The 17371-nt window shown below is 43.8% G+C and carries 19 protein-coding genes; 9 read left to right on the top strand and 10 right to left on the bottom strand.

What is annotated here, in order from left to right; all coding sequences use genetic code 11:
* Positions 1-17: 17 nt before the first annotated feature.
* A complete protein-coding gene (gene maeM / locus KXZ66_RS16300; RefSeq protein ID WP_014477821.1) occupies positions 18-725 on the bottom strand; it encodes a two-component system response regulator MaeM in 708 nt (235 codons plus the stop codon).
* Entirely contained in the window at positions 718-2319 is a 1602-nt protein-coding gene (maeL, locus tag KXZ66_RS16295; protein ID WP_003228835.1) for a two-component system sensor histidine kinase MaeL, read from the bottom strand. The genes maeM and maeL overlap by 8 nt, the downstream gene beginning before the upstream one ends.
* 177 nt (positions 2320-2496) lie before the next feature.
* Here maeL and KXZ66_RS16290 point away from each other — a divergent pair, with 177 nt between their 5' ends.
* Positions 2497-3054 carry a YufK family protein gene (locus KXZ66_RS16290; protein WP_003228837.1) on the top strand — a complete coding sequence of 186 codons (558 nt, stop codon included), beginning with the start codon at positions 2497-2499 and terminating at the stop codon, positions 3052-3054.
* Between the two features lie 223 nt (positions 3055-3277).
* Here KXZ66_RS16290 and KXZ66_RS16285 read toward each other — a convergent pair whose 3' ends face one another.
* From KXZ66_RS16285 to KXZ66_RS16275, 3 genes are all read right to left on the bottom strand, one after another.
* Entirely contained in the window at positions 3278-3691 is a 414-nt protein-coding gene (locus KXZ66_RS16285; RefSeq protein WP_015384506.1) for a thiol-disulfide oxidoreductase DCC family protein, read from the bottom strand.
* 20 nt (positions 3692-3711) lie between these two features.
* Positions 3712-5586 (bottom strand): transglycosylase domain-containing protein, encoded by a 1875-nt coding sequence (locus KXZ66_RS16280; protein ID WP_010886602.1) that lies wholly within the window; start codon positions 5584-5586, stop codon positions 3712-3714.
* Between the two features lie 92 nt (positions 5587-5678).
* A complete protein-coding gene (locus KXZ66_RS16275) occupies positions 5679-6887 on the bottom strand; it encodes a multidrug efflux MFS transporter (RefSeq protein ID WP_220562392.1) in 1209 nt (402 codons plus the stop codon).
* Here KXZ66_RS16275 and KXZ66_RS22650 point away from each other — a divergent pair.
* Positions 6790-6993 carry a hypothetical protein gene (locus tag KXZ66_RS22650; RefSeq protein ID WP_003243502.1) on the top strand — a complete coding sequence of 68 codons (204 nt, stop codon included), beginning with the start codon at positions 6790-6792 and terminating at the stop codon, positions 6991-6993. The genes KXZ66_RS16275 and KXZ66_RS22650 overlap by 98 nt on opposite strands.
* Positions 6994-7068: 75 nt before the next feature.
* Positions 7069-7686: a 3'-5' exonuclease KapD gene (kapD, locus tag KXZ66_RS16270; RefSeq protein WP_014480688.1), complete on the top strand. Its 618-nt coding sequence runs from the start codon at positions 7069-7071 to the stop codon at positions 7684-7686.
* Positions 7687-7712: 26 nt separating this feature from the next.
* Here the strand turns inward: kapD and kapB are convergent, their stop codons facing one another.
* The 3 genes from kapB to patB form a co-directional block, all read right to left on the bottom strand.
* On the bottom strand, positions 7713-8099 hold the full coding sequence (gene kapB, locus KXZ66_RS16265; RefSeq protein ID WP_015714614.1) for a kinase-associated lipoprotein KapB: 387 nt from the start codon (positions 8097-8099) through the stop codon (positions 7713-7715).
* Between the two features lie 45 nt (positions 8100-8144).
* Positions 8145-9431, bottom strand: a complete 1287-nt coding sequence (gene kinB / locus KXZ66_RS16260) for a sporulation sensor histidine kinase KinB (RefSeq protein ID WP_015714613.1) — start codon at positions 9429-9431, stop codon at positions 8145-8147.
* 125 nt (positions 9432-9556) lie between these two features.
* Positions 9557-10720, bottom strand: a complete 1164-nt coding sequence (gene patB, locus KXZ66_RS16255) for a cystathionine beta-lyase PatB (protein ID WP_151870082.1) — start codon at positions 10718-10720, stop codon at positions 9557-9559.
* 86 nt (positions 10721-10806) lie between these two features.
* Between patB and KXZ66_RS16250 the strand changes: the two genes are divergently transcribed.
* Entirely contained in the window at positions 10807-11067 is a 261-nt protein-coding gene (locus KXZ66_RS16250) for a YugE family protein (protein WP_032726785.1), read from the top strand.
* 24 nt (positions 11068-11091) lie between these two features.
* On the opposite strand, the gene KXZ66_RS16245 is transcribed toward KXZ66_RS16250, so the two are convergent.
* Complete coding sequence (locus KXZ66_RS16245) at positions 11092-11913, bottom strand: alpha/beta fold hydrolase (protein ID WP_032726784.1); 822 nt, start codon at positions 11911-11913, stop codon at positions 11092-11094.
* 147 nt (positions 11914-12060) lie between these two features.
* On the opposite strand from KXZ66_RS16245, the gene KXZ66_RS16240 reads away from it, so the two are divergent.
* From KXZ66_RS16240 to yugI, 3 genes are all read left to right on the top strand, one after another.
* Positions 12061-12561, top strand: a complete 501-nt coding sequence (locus KXZ66_RS16240; protein WP_009968070.1) for an Lrp/AsnC family transcriptional regulator — start codon at positions 12061-12063, stop codon at positions 12559-12561.
* On the top strand, positions 12562-13722 hold the full coding sequence (locus KXZ66_RS16235) for an aminotransferase (protein ID WP_003228862.1): 1161 nt from the start codon (positions 12562-12564) through the stop codon (positions 13720-13722). It abuts the gene before it with no gap.
* Positions 13723-13923: 201 nt separating this feature from the next.
* Complete coding sequence (gene yugI, locus KXZ66_RS16230) at positions 13924-14316, top strand: S1 domain-containing post-transcriptional regulator GSP13 (protein WP_003228864.1); 393 nt, start codon at positions 13924-13926, stop codon at positions 14314-14316.
* Positions 14317-14394: 78 nt separating this feature from the next.
* Here the strand turns inward: yugI and KXZ66_RS16225 are convergent, their stop codons facing one another.
* On the bottom strand, positions 14395-14631 hold the full coding sequence (locus KXZ66_RS16225) for a DUF378 domain-containing protein (RefSeq protein ID WP_003220771.1): 237 nt from the start codon (positions 14629-14631) through the stop codon (positions 14395-14397).
* 229 nt (positions 14632-14860) lie between these two features.
* Here KXZ66_RS16225 and KXZ66_RS16220 point away from each other — a divergent pair, with 229 nt between their 5' ends.
* Together KXZ66_RS16220 and KXZ66_RS16215 are read left to right on the top strand one after the other, a co-directional pair.
* Positions 14861-16024, top strand: a complete 1164-nt coding sequence (locus tag KXZ66_RS16220) for an iron-containing alcohol dehydrogenase (protein ID WP_003228869.1) — start codon at positions 14861-14863, stop codon at positions 16022-16024.
* A 103-nt stretch (positions 16025-16127) separates the two neighbouring features.
* A complete protein-coding gene (locus KXZ66_RS16215) occupies positions 16128-17300 on the top strand; it encodes an iron-containing alcohol dehydrogenase (RefSeq protein ID WP_151870084.1) in 1173 nt (390 codons plus the stop codon).
* Positions 17301-17371 lie beyond the last annotated feature (71 nt).

Raw genomic sequence — 17371 nt, 5'->3', positions numbered from 1 at the left:
GCAAGCAGTGCGTTTTCTTATAGATATTGCTTTATTCCGTTAAGGTTACTGTTGTTGACGTTGTACTGAAACACAGGTCTTCCGATCGTTCCGTACGCCATTTCTACATTCAGAACCTGTATATCTTCAAGAAACTTTAAGTATTTTCGTATGGATACTTGAGAGATTTCAGTGTGCTTTGCCAAGTCTTCTGTCGTAAAAGATTCATTTTCAAATGACTGGATACTGGACCAGATCAGCTTCAGCGTGCTTTTTGTAAGGCCTTTAGGAAGCTGCACTTTTTCTGTTGCTTCTTTCTTTTGAAAAAGCTCGGCGTCCAGTTCTTTTTGGCTCATGTTGCGATGGGTTGAATACACCTTTTGTTTTCGTCTGTAATCAGACAAAGCCGTTTGGAAACGTTCAAATTCAAACGGTTTGATTAAATAATCAACAGCTCCGTACCGAAGTGTTTTCTTGATCACGTCAAGCTCGCTGGCCGCTGAGATGACAATCACGTCAACCGCTTCATTTTGGGCTCTCAATTCCGTCAGCAGTTCCAGCCCGTTTTTTCCCGGCATATAAATATCAAGCAAAATGAGGTCGATATGATGCTCGCCTAAAATATGCAGAGCGCTTTGAAAGGAAGAAGCGATGCCTTTCAGCTGAAAGCCATCTATTTGGCTTAAGTATCGTTTATTTAATTCACCCACCATGGGGTCATCTTCAACTATTAGTACATTAATCATGATTTTCCTCCTTCGGTTCGTACGGGATGCGAATACTGAATGTCGTTCCTTCATTCTTTTCGCTTGTGAGGATCATTTGGCCTTTTAAATTTTCGATGCTTTGCTGTGTGAAATAAAGGCCGAATCCCCGGTTTTTGCCCTTTGTTGAATAGCCTTGTTCAAATACTTTGGCTTGGTCTTCTTCAGACATGCCTGCTCCAGTATCGGTAATTTCAATATCAAGTATGCTGTTATGGAAGCGCATGGACATGGTGATTTGTTTTTTCGGCATATCGGCAACGGCGTCTAAGCCATTGTTGATGAGATTTCCGATGATTGTAATAAGTTCATGGATGACAGAAGGGTCTGCCGCGTTCGGGATGACACCGTTGCATTCAATATCAAGATTTGCGCCCTGTTCACGTATAAAGCTTTGCTTTCCAAGCAGAAAACCGGCCAGTACGGAGCTTTTGACATCATTTATAATTTCACTTGTTTCTGATTTTTGCTGTATGGCTATATCTTTAATATAATCTCCAAGATCATCATACTCTTTCAGCTGGACGAGACCTAATATCACATGCAGTTTGTTCATAAATTCATGAGACTGCGCTCTCAGTGCGTTTGCATACATTTTAACACCGGAAAGCTGTTCAGCTAAATGTTTTACCTCGGTCTTGTCGCGGAATGTTGCAATCGCTCCGACAGTTTGTCCTTTCAGCTGGATAGGAACTTCATTAAACACAAGCTCCAGCCCGTTAATGCGGACGTCTCTGTCTTGAAGAGGTTTTTTTGTCTCAATGACCTTTTTCAAGCGGCTTTTCGGCAAGATGTCATCTACATCCTGATCAATGGGATTTGTGTTGATGCCCATTTTGACGAATAGGCGTTTTGCTTCCGCGTTGGCAAGTTTAATTTTGCCATGTTCATCGACAGCGAGTATTCCTTCCTTCGTCGATTCCAGCATCGCGCTCCGTTCTTCAAGCAGAGTCGCAATTTCATAAGGTTCAAGTCCGTACATGATATTTTTCACTGTACGGGCGACGATAACGGCTCCGATCACACCGACGAAGATGCTGACGCAAATAATAAAGTAAAGCGGCCGTAAGCTATGGCTGATCACTTCATCAATTTCATTTACGGTGATGCCGACCGCGACTGCACCGACCTGTTTTCCATTCTCCGCGTAGACAGGGACGAACGCTCTCTGCGATTTCCCGAGCGTGCCAGAGGCTGTGCTGATATGGACATGCCCTTTTAATACCTCGGACTCATCACCGCCCCTGAATTTTTTCCCGATTTTGCTCGGGTCAGGATGAGTTTTGCGGATACCGTTCATATCCATGACGACAACAAATTCCGTGCCGGTGATTTTCTGAACCCGCTTTGTGTAGCTCTGCAGTTCCTTTTGTTTTTTTCCGCTTTCTAAAGCAGCGGCTGTCATCGGCGCTTCAGCTACCATTTCAGCAGTCTGCAGCGCAGTGGCCTTTTCCTGATCTCTAATTCGTTTGGTGGTTTGGGCACCGACTGTAAAAAACGTAATGAGCAATGCGATTAATACAACGATACAAACAAATATGGTGAGTCTGGTTTGCAGTTTTAATGTTTTTTTCATATAAAACTTCCTTACGTTTTATGATTCCTGCGTACTACTTTACTCTCAAAATGCTGCTTTGTGAAGATTTGGGACCGTAATTCGTAAAAAGGAGAAAAAATGGAATAATTTATCTTGTCAATGTGTTTTAAGTCCTCCATAATAAATGAGGTAGATTATAGAAAGGGACTTTTTTATATGAAAAATACTTATTTGACAGGATATTTTCCGCTGATTGCGATCCTGCTTTTTAGTTCGTCCTTATCCATCTCAACTTCACTTTATGCGTTGAAGATGCTGTCTTCATTTGGAATGTATGATGGAATGCTCGATTATTTTTCAGAGAAAGGAATCAGGCTTGCGTTATTTGCTGCCTTTGCACTTTTATATTTTATGGTTCTGTCCGCTCTGAAATTGATTGCAAATACCGTGACCGAGCTGTCATTGTTGTTTTTTGCTAATGATCCGGAAGGGAACAACCTGAAAAAACTCAGAATGGGTTCCATGATTTATTTGGGCGGCGGGATTTTATCCTTCGTGCTCTTGCAAAATGTCATTTGGATTGTGATCTGGTTTGCGGTCGTCACGCTCGCTTACTTTGTGTTTACCGTATACCGGATTTATTCGACGCTTTCTCTCATGTCATTAGTCGGGTTCATTCTATTGGAACTGCTGTTTTGGTTTACCTTTGTTATCGGTATTCTGTTCATATTTATCAAGCTTTATAATAGCATAATGGCTAGCTTACCTGTGTAAGCTAGCCATTTCAGCGTTTGGTGGTCAGATTTGCGCTTCGTGCTCTATACGCAATAAAACGGCGGCTAGATTCTCAGGTTTCCGCCGTTTCACATCCAATGCTCGCTCTTCATCGACTTCAAAAGTTTTCAATCACGCTGAAAAGATGACAAAATCCTAAAACGAAGTCGTTTTAGGATTTTGTCAACAATCTGTGATGGCTAGCTTCCTAGCCATTTTTTATTTACGGTAAAAATCTTTTTTTAATAGAAGGGGAGGGGAGCATACATTCATTTTTTTTGCCAAACCACTTATAGCGGTTGTTGGCAATGAAAGAATAGACCATATCTCTGACAGGCTTCGGCACTGCGAAAAACAGGACGAAGAGCCGCCATGGGCCTCGCAGATGCCTGAAAACCTTAATGGCTGCAGTTGACTTTGTGTACACTTGGCCGTCTTCAATAAAGACAAAGCTGTCAAACCGATCAGTCGGAAGCCCGCTTTTTTTCAGCAGGCTCTGTCCTGTTTCCGACTGCAGCGATGTGAAAGAAATCAATCCGTCCGGATCACGTTTAATGATAAACTGCACGGCGCCATTGCATAAATTGCAGACACCGTCAAACAGCAAAACGCGATTTGGAATTTGTTCTGAAGTCACCCCATATCCCCTCCGATCCTTTAATAAGCCGCTTGCAGCGTTCCTTTCCAGATGGAAAGCTGAGGGCTGATGCTGTGAAGATATTCAACGCTGGTCGGTGTATCCTTTCCGACCCAGACACCCATTGTATACGTATCAGTCAGGCCGACAAACCACATATCGTGATAATCATTTGATGTTCCGGTTTTACCGCCGATGTAAGGCGCATTGAAATATGCTTTTTTCCCTGTTCCGCTTTTCACAACGGAAGACATCAGTTTTTTCAGCTGCATGTTCGTGCGGACGCTGAATATTTGAGTCGCTTTATCATTCCATTTATAAAGCGTTTTTCCTTTAAGGTCTGTCACCTTTGTAATCGCATGGCTCGGCGTATAGCTTCCGCTGTTTCCGAATGTCGTATAAGCCTTTGTCATCTCAAGAGGCGTCATGCCGTTTGTAAATCCGCCAAGCGCCGCCGGAAGAAGATAGTCACTGTCGACAAGTTTGGCAAAATGATACGGCTCAATATAACTGAATGCCTTTTGGATGCCGACGCGGTCGAGCATTCTAATAGCCGGGGTATTATATGAATTTTTAAACGCCGTATCAAGCGTCACTGTGCCGTAAGTGCGGTTATTGTAGTTTTGCGGACAGTAGTCTTTGCTGCAAAACTTGCTGGCATCAATGGTGCTGCTTGTTGTCGCGCCGGTCTGTTCAATATAAGGGCCGTAATCAAGAAGCGGCTTAATGGATGACCCCGGCTGCCTGTACGCCTGGTAGGCGCGGTTAAAGTCATATTTTTGATAGTTTTTCCCGCCGGATAGAGCGATGATTTGATGCGTCTGGTGATTAATCACAGCCGCTCCGCCCTGTACGTCCGCATACGGGAGCTTGGAATTCATTTGTGCCACAACTTGATTTTGCATGTACGGATCAAGTGCAGTATAAATTTTCACGCCGTCTTTCATCAGCGTGCTGACTCTTGCGGACAGCTCGTTCTCGATCTTTTCTTTTTGTTTTCCTGATGCTTTTTGAAGGCGTTTATCAAAGCCTTCTGATTCAGACACCAGCTGAGTGAATTCATCATTGACGTAGGAAACGTAGTCAGGATATTTGTCTTCTCTTTTTTCAACATCCAGTTTGATTTTTTGTTTTACGGCTTTTTTCAGCTCTTTGTCCGTAATGACCCCGGCATCTTTTAGCCCTTTAAGCAAACGTTCTTGACGGCTTTTCGTGTAGTCAAAATGCTTGAGAGGATCATATAATGTAGGGTTATTAGGTATAGCACAGATAAAAGCCATTTCTCCCACTGTGAGAGATTTCAGCGGTTTGCTGAAATAGAATTGAGCTGCTGAACCGACACCATAGACACCGTTGTTGAAATAAATGGTGTTTAAGTAAGCTTCAAGAATTTCATTTTTCGTATATTTTTTCTCCAGCTGATAGGAATACGCGAGCTCTGTCAGCTTGCGGCTGAAGGAGCGTTCGTGGCTCAAATACAAGTTTCTTGAAAGCTGCTGTGTGATGGTGCTGGCACCCTGGTCAATTTTCTTGTCTTTTACGTTAGAAGCAGTAGCCCGCACCATTCCCATAAAGTCAAAGCCTTTATGCTCGTAAAAATGGCGGTCCTCAGATGTTAAGAAAATCTGTTTGACTTCCTCGGGAATCTTGTTAAATGGAACGAGCACACGGTTTTCGTGGTCGCTGACGATTTCCGAGACAAGGGAGCCGTCCCTGTCATACATGTAGCTGTTCTGAACAAGGCTGATATCTTTCAGATCAATATTTTTATCAAGCACCTGATCCAGGGACTTCATTTGTTTTACTTCTTTTCCGGAAGCGATAACTGTAAATGCAAACAATGGGATTATGCAAAGGAGCAAAATCCATCCGATTATTTTTCGTAACATGGTCACTCTCTTTTCTCCTAAATTCTAGCCATATCGTACCATTCTTTTGAGATTACGAGAAGGTTAAATTTAGAAGATTCCTCAGTTTTTTCTCGGAATCAGCTTGCTTTGGCATAAGAATCTTTCCGAAGTTTCTGCATGATCCAAAGCATGCAGGCGCCGGCGAAAAAGAGAAACGCCGTGACGTAAAAGGTGGCCGAAATGGTAAAATGGCTCGATATGATTCCGCCGAGCAGAGGCCCGAGCACGTTGCCTAAAAAGCGAAAGCTGACATTGTAGCCGAGAACTTCACCTTGAATGCTGCCGGGAGCCTGAACGCGGATCGCTGCCGTAATGCATGGCAGCAAACCGCCCATCGCCATTCCGAATAAAAATCTGAAAACAAGGAGCACGCTGAGTGAGGACGCGAGCGCCTGCGGAATAAAAAAGAAAGAGGCGGCGAGCAAAAGTCCGATTAAAATGCGGCGGTGGCCGTAGCGGTCGCCCAGATCACCCCATTTTCTAGCCAGCAGCAAACTTCCGAGCCCCGTTGCTGAAAATGCCATGCCGGAGAAAAAGGCAAGATTGACAGGTCCGTGCAGCTCATTTACATATAAAGCGAGCAGAGGCTGGATACTGAAATTGCCTGTTTGAATCAGCATGGTTAACAGCATCATGACCCACAGTGCGGGCTGGTGAAAAATATAGGAGAGCACTTCTTTTCTCGAGTAAGACGTACGTTTGGCTGTTTTCTCTGCAAGAGGCTTTTCTTTGACACCAAATAACACGAGAAGAACAGACGAGAAAATCACAAAGGATGTGATAAAAAAGGTATACGTAAAGCCGAAACGATCAGCAAGCATGCCTCCCAAAAGCGGGCCGAACAAGCTTCCGGACACTTGCCCCATTTGCAGCGTGCCAAGTGTTTTGCCGGCTGAGCTCTTCGGAGTCTGTGCCGAAATCATCGCAAGAGAAGTCGGGATGAATCCGGTTACAAGACCCATTGCCATACGCAGAAAAAACAATTGGTACACCGATGTAACAAAGCCCATGAAGAAAATGCTGAGGGCAATGCCCGTTCCGGTTGCCATAAGGATTTTCTTGTATCCGCGTTTGTCTCCGAACCGTCCCCAAAACGGGGATACCAAAAACGCCATGAGAAATGTAATGCCGAACACATAGCCGCTCCACCTTTGCACAAAGCCGTTTGAAAAAGAGCTGAGCGTCTCAATGTATAAGGAGAGAAAAGGAACGATCATCGTTGTGCTAGCGGAGACAAAAAAGTTCGCCAGCCACACAATGACAAAGTTTTTCTTACGGATAGAAATAACATCACCTTCTTATTATTTCGGGTTCCTTACTAATTATAAAGAAACGATTCACAATTTAAAAGAAACGAAGCGGCTGGGAAAATTCATTATTTTTAGAAAATGAAGAAATGTCGAGAAGGGGAATTGATATACTATAAAGATAGCATTTTCTGATCGGAGGAAAGGCAGGTGTAAAAAGGTGACGACAAACAGCTTACTCATTATTGATTTCGAATTTACAATGCCTGATGGAAAGTACAGTCCTCAAAACTTCTTCCCGGAAATCATTGAAGCCGGAATTGTAAAGTCGATTGATGATGAAGTGGTTGAGACGTTTTCTAGCTATGTTAGACCGAAAAAGTTCCCGAAGCTTACGAAACGCTGCAAATCATTTTTAAAAATAACCCAAAAACAGGTAGACGAAGGAATGAGATTCGAGGATTTCATCCGTAAACTAAACGAGCTGGATCCTGAGAAAAACAGCACAATTATTACGTGGGGAAACATGGATATGAAAGTGCTGAAGCAAAACTGTATGTTTAACCATATCCCTTTCCCGTTTAAGGGAGAAATGAGAGATTTATCGCTTGAATACAAAAACTTTTTTGGAGACCGGACATTGACGGGTTTATGGAAAGCTGCCGAAGAGTATGGAGATTCCGGAACCGGCACCCATCATAAAGCGCTTGATGATGCTCTCACAGCATATAAACTTTTTAAGCTTGTTGAGCAGGATAAGCAGTATCTCGAAAAGCCGAAACCGCCCACAATCGGCGAAAGAATCGATTTAACCGAACTGTTCAAGCGCGCGACGTGAAAAACCCAATCTTTTGTCAGACTGGGTTATGGCCGGTTAAAATATTCTTTTTCTAAAATGTCCAGATTATGAAGGGAGCGTTTTGCCCACTCCGAACCATCCTCATTCAATTTGGCTCTCAGCTGTGCTGTCGCCTCCCGCAGAGATTCGGTATAATCCGGCACTTCACCGTCATAAGGCTTCACCATATGGTGGGGAATATTGGTCTGTTCACCATATGCGAGCGCTTTTCTCTCATGAAAAAATGGCACATCCGCCTGTTTTGGATGATGAAGGTCTCCTTGAGAGGGATGGGTAAGAACCGCTTTCACTTTCACTAAATAGTGCTGCGGCCTGCAAGCCGTGATTTCTCCTATGTATACACCTGTTTTGTAAAATCCTTTAACGATAGAGCCTGTCTCAAACGTGCTCATCTGTCATCACCTCGCATTCATTCTATTAAAGTTCCAATCGATTTGCTAGTGAGGAAGATCAGCGGGAAGCTTAATGGTCACCGTAGTGCCTTTTTGGAAGCTGCTGTTAAATGAAATGGTCCCGTGATGATGTTCAATAATGGAAAAGGTTACGGTGAGGCCGAGTCCCGTTCCGTTCGTTTTTAAGGAATAATAAGGTTCGCCGAGTTTTTGCATTTGATGGTCTGTCATCCCGACCCCATTGTCTGTGATGTTAATCATGATCGTATGGCCGTTTCTTTTGGCTGATATGTGGATCACACCCTTCCCGTGAGGAACCGCTTCAATACTGTTTTTCATCAGGTTGATGACAGCCTGCTTCAGCTTTGTTGCGTCTCCGTATATCAAAAGGTCCGGTTCTGTTTCAGCCTCGACGGTTACTGACTTGTAATTGGCGTACGACACCATAAGGGAGCTTGTCTCTTTGATAAGGGCTGATAGGTCAAAAACCTCTTTTTCGTATAATTGCTGTTTGGCCATATCGAGATAGTTTGTAATAATGCCTTGCGCCCGGTCAAGCTCTGACAGTACAAGCTTTTTGTAATCTGCACTCGACTTGTTTTGTAGGGTTTCATCATTAAAAAGCAGCTGGACAAACCCGCGGACAACTGTCAGCGGATTCCTGACCTCATGGGCGACGCTCGCTGCCAGTTCACTCACAATCGTCATTTTTTCAGAATGGATAAGCTGTGAGCGCAGGGCGATATTTTCGGCGATGCTTTCGATAATATAGATGCTTAATAGAAGAACACTGGAGCGGAAAAGCCCTGAGACTGCCGCCTCGTAAACGAAAATTCCTGATTTTTGAAAATTTAAAATATTCAAGGCGGAAAGAATCCAGCTTGAGGCGAAAAATAGGAAAATCTCCACGCAGCTGATCAATAAAGACAGCAGCAGTTTTTTCGCTTTGGACATGAATGGCCATTTTTTCTGAAATAAGATTGGGATAATGATAAGAAAAGGCAGCAAAGTGAAAACAAACATTGCGGAAGGTTCGTAAAAAAGCAGTTCAAAACATAGGACAGATGCGGCGACTGTAAGTCCGGAAGCGGTACTAATGTAAAATAAACAAATGATAACGGGAATCATCTGAAGGCCGTATTGTATGTAGTCCATTTCATGAATCGGGAAAATAATGCATAAAACGGAGGCGCCGCAGGCGAAGAGCGTGACCAAACCGCTGTTTATTTTTGGCACAAGAATCGCAGGTTTTCCAAGCCAAAACACTTGGTAAAGAAGAATAGGAAACAAAATAAAGCAGATGTGCAGAAGATAGTCTTTTAGAATTTCCATTCGTGTGAAATCCTTTCGTATAAAATATGAATCTATTATAACACTAAATATTAGAAGTAAAATATAAAATTCCTTTATTAAGAACGCCTTTACAAATGAAGACGTAAAGGCGTTTACAGCTATATTTACGATAATGCGGCTTTGATGCGGCGCAGGCCGTCCTGCAGGGTTGCAAGAGAGCATCCCGCGTTCAGGCGCATAAATCCTTCTCCGCCAGGCCCGTATTTCGTCCCGGGCTCTAAAATAACTTTTCCTTTTTTTAGCATTCTTTGCTGAAGCTCTGCATCGGACAAGCCGTAAGCGCTGAAGTCGAGCCAAATCAAGTATGATGCATCCGGCTTCATCATTTTGACCTTTGGCAGCTCGTTGCTCAAAAAGGCTTCCGCTTCGTTCATGTTTTTCTCAATGTAAGAGATCAATTCATCAAGCCACGGTCCGCCTTTTGAATACGCGGCTTCGATTGCAGTGACGGCAAACGCGTTCAGTCCGCCTAAACCATTGCGCTGAAGGCTTGCGGAAAACTTGGCGCGCTTCAGGCGATCCGGAATAATGATTGCTGAAGCCTGCAATCCGGCGATATTAAATGTTTTGCTTGGAGCAGCACATGTTACGGAAATATCAGCGAAATCGTCAGAGAGCGAAGCGAACGGCGTGTGTTTATGTCCGTACAGCATTAAATCGGAATGGATTTCATCCGATACAACTGTGACGCCATGCTCAAGGCACAATTCGCCTAGCTTCAGTAAATCTTCCCGGCCCCATGAACGCCCAGAAGGGTTATGAGGATTGCATAAAATAAACAATGTAACGCTTGGGTCACGAAGCTTCGTCTCCAAATCTTCAAAATCCATTGCATATGCGCCGTCTTTTTCTAGCAGCGGATTATGTAAAATGTGCCGGCCGTTTTTCTCCACCATATGGTAAAAAGGCGTATAAACTGGAGGCTGAACAACTACTTGATCGCCAGGATCCGTAAAAGCTTGTACCGCCATGCTCAAAGCTGTTACAACGCCGGGGCTGAATGTGATGCTTTCCGGATTTACCTTCCAGCCGTGCCTGTTTTGCATCCATCCGCACACAGCATCCTTCGTTTTTTGATCTGGAGTTGTATAACCAAAAATACCGTGGTCAAGACGCTCTTTTAACGCTTCAGTTATCGCTTCCGGGGCGCGAAAATCCATATCTGCCACCCACATCGGGAGGGCGTCTGTCACGCCAAATAATTCGCCTGTTTTGTCCCATTTGACCGATTGGGTGCCAAGGCGTTCTTCTCGTTTATCAAAGTTCATTCTGTTACCCCCTCATGTATGTTTATTCTTCTAAGCTTCACTATGATAAGATAGAACTGCAAACTTTATTATAAGCGGTGATGAATATGGAAGAAAGTCAAGCGGTCAGGGAAATGATTAAGATTATTGCCAAATGGGACCCGTTTAAATATGGAGAAGAGTTTTACGAAACGGAGGCTGTTGATGTCGTGCAGGCAGTCTATGATGAAAACGATCCCGACTTGCTGGCGAAAAGCATTCAGCAAATATTTGAAACTTCTTTTGAACAAACGCTGCCGATCGCCAGCTGCCGGGAAGTGGCAGGCCAGCTTTTATTCATTAAAAACAGCAGCTCCTGCACGCCTTAAAAAACCGGTTCAGCACCGGTTTTTTTAATTGATAAAATGAGCAATGTGTTCAGAAACAAGTTCAGGCCGTTCTTCAGGCACCAGATGTCCGGTCTGGCCAAGTGAGTACAGCACGGAATTAGGCAAATCTGCGTGCAGCCGTTTACCGATCTCCATTGGGACAATTCGATCCTCCTCGCCCCAAATCAATAGAGCAGGCTTGTTCATTTTCTTCAATTGCTCGGGTTCTAAATCTCCTTCTCTGTGGCGGATAAACCTTGTCATGGCTTTGAAAATCTGCTCGTCCTGAAACGGTCTGCCATAGCCGTCAATCATCTCCTCATCAATCAGCGATTTGTCATGCACCACATTTAATAAATTTTTCATCACGCCTTCTTTCGAGAGCCAGCGTTTGATGTAAAGATGAAAATACGGGATATGGGTCCCGAAAATAATCGTCGGGTGTGAACGTTTTAAATACCCTGAACTGCAAAGCAGCACAACCTTTGAAAAAAGCTCAGGTTTTTGGAGAGCAGCAGACAGCGATATCTGCCCGCCCATAGAATGCCCGACAAGCACAGCCTGTTTCACTTGCAAGTGCTCCAAAATCCCAATGACAAGCTTAGCAAGGTTTTGATAGGTATAGATAAACGTTCTTGATTTTTCAGATTGGCCGAAAGGAGGCAAATCAAGCGCGATGATGTCGTACTTGTCCCGAAGGAGAGGAATTACTTTTCTGAAGCTGAATGCAGATGATAAAAAACCGTGTACGCAGACCAGCGTTTGCCTGCCGGGATTTTGATAATGTTCGTAGTATACATTGACTCCATCGACCGTAAACCGCCTTATTGGTGAAACCGCCTCCATTCTGTGTCACTCCCTTTTTTTGATGGTTGTATTATGCCCTGAAATTGTCAATTCTAGCGGAAGTTTCTCCTCGTTTTTTCTTAGCATTCGTCAAAAAACGTGATATAATGTCTTGAGATTTCTTGACATTGCAAAGGTGTGAATCAAATGAAATTGACAGAAAAAGAAACAGAAATATTAGAAATTTTAGACGAAAACAGCCGCGCCGATTTAGAAACAATCGCAAAGATGGCGGGCATCCCTGTAAATGAAGTGAAAACAATTATTGACAAACTGGAGAAAGAAAAGGTTATTATCGATTATTCCGCTATGATTGACTGGCGAAAAGTCGACGGACATGAGGGCGTTACGGCCATGATTGACGTCAAAGTAACGCCGAAGCGGGGCGTCGGTTTTGATGAAGTGGCGGAACGGATTTACCGATTCCAAGAGGTTGAATCAGTTTACCTGATGTCAGGCGTATACGATTTGTCTGTCGTGATTCGCGGCAATTCCATGTCTGACGTAGCGCGTTTTGTTTCGGATAAACTCTCAACGCTTGATTCAGTTGTATCTACGACAACCCATTTTATCCTGAAAAAATACAAGCATGACGGCAAAGTGTTTGAAACAGGAGACGACGACAAAAGAATCGTGGTGTCACCGTAAATGACTTCGTATTTATCAGACTATGTACAACAAATAAAGCCATCCGGCATCCGCAAATTCTTTGATTTGGCGGCAACGATGGAAGGCGTCATTTCTTTAGGCGTCGGCGAGCCTGATTTTGTTACCGCGTGGAATGTCCGCGAAGCAAGCATTCTCTCTCTTGAACAAGGATATACGTCATACACGGCCAATGCGGGTTTATACTCATTGCGGGAGGAAATCAGCCGTTATTTGAGCAACAGGTTTGATCTTAGCTACTCGCCAGATAATGAGCTGATTGTGACAGTGGGGGCAAGTCAGGCTTTGGATATTGCGATCCGCGCCATTGTGAATCCAGGTGAGGAAGTCATCATTCCTGAGCCGTGTTTTGTGGCGTATGATGCGCTTGTTTCTTTGGCAGGCGGTATCCCGGTTCACGTTCATACAACGGCAGACAAAGGATTTAAAGCAACGGCTGCTGATTTTGAAGCGGCAGTCACTGAAAAAACAAAGGCCATTCTCATCTGCTCACCATCGAATCCGACAGGTTCGGTTTATTCGAAGGAAGAGCTGAATGAGATTGCTGAGTTTGCCAAAAAACATGATGTCATCGTCTTAGCCGACGAGATCTACGCGGAGCTGACATATGATGAGGAATTTACAAGTATAGCGGCATTACCGGGAATGAAGGAACGGACGGTAGTCATCTCAGGCTTTTCAAAAGCATTTGCAATGACGGGCTGGAGGCTCGGTTTTGCCGCGGCACCATCCTTGCTTCGGGATGCCATGCTTAAAATTCATCAGTATGCGATGATGTGCGCGCCTGCAATGGCGCAGTTTGCCGCCCTTGAAGGCCTGAAGAACGGCATGGAAGACGTAGAAAAAATGAAAAAAAGCTATCGAAGAAGACGGAATCTGTTTGTAGAATCGCTCAATGAAATCGGTCTCAGCTGTCATCATCCGGGCGGCGCTTTCTATGCTTTTCCATCTATTAAAAGCACGGGAATGAGTTCAGAACAGTTTGCCGAGGAGCTACTGACGCAGGAAAAAGTGGCCGTTGTTCCTGGAAGTGTGTTTGGTCCGAGCGGTGAGGGATATATCCGTTGTTCATACGCAACCTCGATTGAACAGCTTCAAGAAGCGTTAGTCAGAATGAAACGCTTCCTGCACAAAACAACATAAAAAAAGATACGAACCTTTTGTTCGCATCCAATAAAAGGGGGGAATACTAGAAAGCCTTTGGTATTTTCAGTTTACCCCCTTTTTGCTGTGCATAAACCTGATTTTTTATAAAAAAGTTTTCTTTGCGGAAATAAGACATGTGTGATATAATTTTAAATTGCGTATAAACAGATATTTAATTTAACTTAGGAGTTGTTATGAATGGCAGCAAAATTTGAAGTGGGCAGTGTTTACACTGGTAAAGTTACAGGATTACAAGCGTATGGTGCGTTTGTTGCATTAGATGAAGAAACTCAAGGTTTAGTACACATTTCTGAAGTGACTCACGGTTTCGTAAAAGATATCAACGAGCACCTTTCAGTTGGCGACGAAGTACAAGTAAAAGTACTTGCTGTTGATGAAGAAAAAGGCAAAATCAGCCTTTCAATTCGTGCGACACAAGCTGCGCCTGAGAAAAAAGAAAGCAAACCAAGAAAACCTAAAGCTGCTCAAGTAAGCGAAGAAGCTTCTACACCACAAGGTTTCAACACATTAAAAGATAAGCTTGAAGAGTGGATCGAAATGTCCAACCGCAAAGACCTTATCAAAAAATAAGCATGAAAAAAAGCACCGGACAGGAATGTTCGGTGCTTTTGATTTCATGCAAAATCCTATTTCAGCGTGATTGATATCCTATCGCATTTCAGGATTTGCTGCTTCTTCACGTGATCTTTCCTCGTTTGGCTTAAATAGCAGACCGAGGTTGATTAAGCCGGCGATTCCGACAAGTCCGTAAATGATTCGGGAAAGAGCTGACCCTTGGCCGCCGAAGATAGCCGCTACTAAGTCAAATTGGAAAAATCCGATCAGTCCCCAGTTAATGGCGCCAATGATGGTTAATACAAGACAAATTCTTTGAATGGTACTCATGTTTTGCAACCTCCTCCATGAATTATTAAAACAGTTATAGATTGTGACATATTGGAGAATCTATACATGCATTCTCCATATGAGGGAAGCTGGCCTGCCCTCGCTTATATCAGCTTCTTTCCCAGCACCTTGCAAAATAAAACCATCTGGTATGCTGATCGGTGAGAGCTGATTGCTTTACATGTGGTGAGGACATTCTGCATAATAAAAAATCTAAGGAGGAGATGTCATGCAAAACTTTACATACTGGAATCCGACCAAATTAATTTTCGGGCGCGGCGAAGTGGAAAGACTTCCGGAGGAACTCAAACCTTACGGAAAAAACGTATTGCTTGTGTACGGAGGCGGCAGCATTAAACGCAGCGGCCTGTATGATCAAGTGATTGAACAGCTGAATAAAGCCGGAGCTACCGTGCATGAATTAGCAGGTGTGGAACCGAATCCTCGTGTGTCGACTGTTAATAAAGGTGTTGCCATCTGTAAAGAACAAAACATTGATTTCTTGCTGGCTGTCGGAGGCGGAAGCGTAATCGACTGTACAAAAGCGATTGCCGCAGGAGCGAAGTATGATGGTGATGCGTGGGATATCGTTACGAAAAAGCATCAGCCAAAAGATGCTTTGCCATTCGGAACGGTATTGACTCTCGCTGCAACTGGTTCAGAAATGAACTCAGGATCTGTTATTACAAACTGGGAAACAAAAGAAAAATACGGCTGGGGCAGCCCGCTCGTATTCCCTAAATTCTCGATTCTTGATCCGGTGAATACATTCACCGTACCTAAAAACCACACGATCTACGGGATGGTTGACATGATGAGCCACGTATTCGAACAATACTTCCATCATGTATCAAACACGCCGTATCAGGACCGCATGTGTGAATCACTTTTGCGTACAGTCATTGAAACAGCGCCTAAGCTGATCAATGATCTCGAAAATTACGAATTGCGTGAGACGATCCTGTACACAGGAACAATCGCATTAAACGGCATGCTTTCTATGGGGGCAAGAGGGGATTGGGCTACTCATAATATTGAACATGCAGTATCAGCCGTTTATGATATTCCGCATGCCGGCGGACTGGCGATTCTGTTCCCGAATTGGATGAGACACACATTGTCTGAAAACCCTGCCCGCATGAAACAGCTTGCAGTTCGCGTGTTTGATGTTGAAGAAGCAGGTAAAACGGATGAAGAAATTGCCCTTGAAGGTATCGATAAGCTGTCCGCATTCTGGACAAGCCTTGGCGCTCCGAACCGTCTTGCTGATTATGATATTAATGATGAGCAGCTTGACACAATTGCTGACAAGGCAATGGCTAACGGTACATTCGGCCAATTTAAATCACTCAACAAAGAAGATGTGCTGTCAATTTTGAAAGCATCTCTATAAAAAAAAGGGGAAATAGCCGTTTGGCTGCTTCCCTTTTTCTTTTTGTCAACTTATGTTACAATGGAAAATCTGTTTTTTACCAGCATCATTTGGAGGTTTTACTATGGAAAATTTCACTTATTATAATCCGACAAAGCTGATTTTTGGAAAAGGTCAGCTTGAACAATTAACAAAAGAATTCAAACGATACGGCAAGAATGTACTGCTTGTTTACGGGGGCGGCAGCATTAAACGCAACGGCCTTTATGATCAAGTCACAGGCATTTTAAAGGAAGAGGGCGCTGTTGTTCATGAGCTGTCAGGTGTAGAGCCGAACCCGCGTCTTGCGACAGTGAAAAAAGGCATAGACCTTTGCAGAGAGCATAACATTGATTTTCTGCTTGCTGTCGGCGGAGGCAGTGTGATTGACTGTACAAAGGCAATCGCAGCTGGCGTCAAATACGATGGCGACGCTTGGGATATTTTCAGCAAAAAAGTAACAGCGGAGGATGCGCTGCCGTTTGGCACTGTTTTAACGCTTGCTGCAACAGGGTCTGAAATGAACCCTGATTCCGTGATTACAAACTGGGAAACAAACGAGAAATTTGTATGGGGCAGCAATGTCACTCATCCGCGTTTCTCTATTTTAGACCCTGAAAATACGTTCACCGTTCCAGAAAATCAAACAGTATACGGCATGGTTGACATGATGAGCCACGTATTCGAACAATACTTCCACAATGTTGAAAACACGCCGCTTCAGGATAGAATGTGCTTTGCTGTTTTGCAGACGGTCATCGAAACAGCTCCTAAGCTTCTTGAAGATCTGGAAAACTACGAACTTCGTGAAACGATTTTGTATGCTGGTACAATTGCTTTAAACGGCACGCTCCAAATGGGATACTTCGGTGACTGGGCTTCTCATACAATGGAACACGCTGTTTCAGCTGTATATGATATTCCGCACGCGGGCGGTTTGGCAATACTGTTCCCAAATTGGATGAGATATACGCTTGATACAAATGTAGGCCGCTTCAAAAACCTCATGCTCAACATGTTTGACATTGATACTGAAGGCAAAACAGATAAAGAAATTGCGCTTGAAGGAATCGATAAACTGTCTGCGTTCTGGACAAGCCTCGGTGCACCTTCTCGTCTTGCTGATTACAATATTGGAGAAGAAAAGCTTGAGCTGATTGCTGATATCGCAGCCAAGGAAATGGAACACGGCGGCTTCGGCAACTTCCAAAAACTGAACAAAGATGACGTGCTTGCCATCCTTCGCGCGTCTCTATAAACTCAAAGGGCGGAATCCAGTCATTCCGCCCTTTCTTCTTGACTTGATTTCACAGATAAGTTCATATAAAG

Origin of the sequence: Bacillus sp. LJBS17 (assembly GCF_019334685.1) — a bacterium.
GTDB lineage: Bacteria > Bacillota > Bacilli > Bacillales > Bacillaceae > Bacillus > Bacillus subtilis.
The sequence above is the reverse complement of the archived record's forward strand: the minus strand, read 5'-3'. Positions and strand labels throughout refer to the sequence as shown.

Coding starts and splice junctions, on each gene's coding strand:
- maeM (WP_014477821.1), bottom strand. CDS start 725: ATGATTAATGTACTAATAGTTGAAGATGACCCCATGGTGGGTGAATTA.
- maeL (WP_003228835.1), bottom strand. CDS start 2,319: ATGAAAAAAACATTAAAACTGCAAACCAGACTCACCATATTTGTTTGT.
- KXZ66_RS16290 (WP_003228837.1), top strand. CDS start 2,497: ATGAAAAATACTTATTTGACAGGATATTTTCCGCTGATTGCGATCCTG.
- KXZ66_RS22650 (WP_003243502.1), top strand. CDS start 6,790: ATGTATAAGGAGAGAAAAGGAACGATCATCGTTGTGCTAGCGGAGACA.
- kapB (WP_015714614.1), bottom strand. CDS start 8,099: ATGAGCACGTTTGAGACAGGCTCTATCGTTAAAGGATTTTACAAAACA.
- kinB (WP_015714613.1), bottom strand. CDS start 9,431: ATGGAAATTCTAAAAGACTATCTTCTGCACATCTGCTTTATTTTGTTT.
- patB (WP_151870082.1), bottom strand. CDS start 10,720: ATGAACTTTGATAAACGAGAAGAACGCCTTGGCACCCAATCGGTCAAA.
- KXZ66_RS16250 (WP_032726785.1), top strand. CDS start 10,807: ATGGAAGAAAGTCAAGCGGTCAGGGAAATGATTAAGATTATTGCCAAA.
- KXZ66_RS16245 (WP_032726784.1), bottom strand. CDS start 11,913: ATGGAGGCGGTTTCACCAATAAGGCGGTTTACGGTCGATGGAGTCAAT.
- KXZ66_RS16240 (WP_009968070.1), top strand. CDS start 12,061: ATGAAATTGACAGAAAAAGAAACAGAAATATTAGAAATTTTAGACGAA.
- KXZ66_RS16235 (WP_003228862.1), top strand. CDS start 12,562: ATGACTTCGTATTTATCAGACTATGTACAACAAATAAAGCCATCCGGC.
- yugI (WP_003228864.1), top strand. CDS start 13,924: ATGGCAGCAAAATTTGAAGTGGGCAGTGTTTACACTGGTAAAGTTACA.
- KXZ66_RS16225 (WP_003220771.1), bottom strand. CDS start 14,631: ATGAGTACCATTCAAAGAATTTGTCTTGTATTAACCATCATTGGCGCC.
- KXZ66_RS16220 (WP_003228869.1), top strand. CDS start 14,861: ATGCAAAACTTTACATACTGGAATCCGACCAAATTAATTTTCGGGCGC.
- KXZ66_RS16215 (WP_151870084.1), top strand. CDS start 16,128: ATGGAAAATTTCACTTATTATAATCCGACAAAGCTGATTTTTGGAAAA.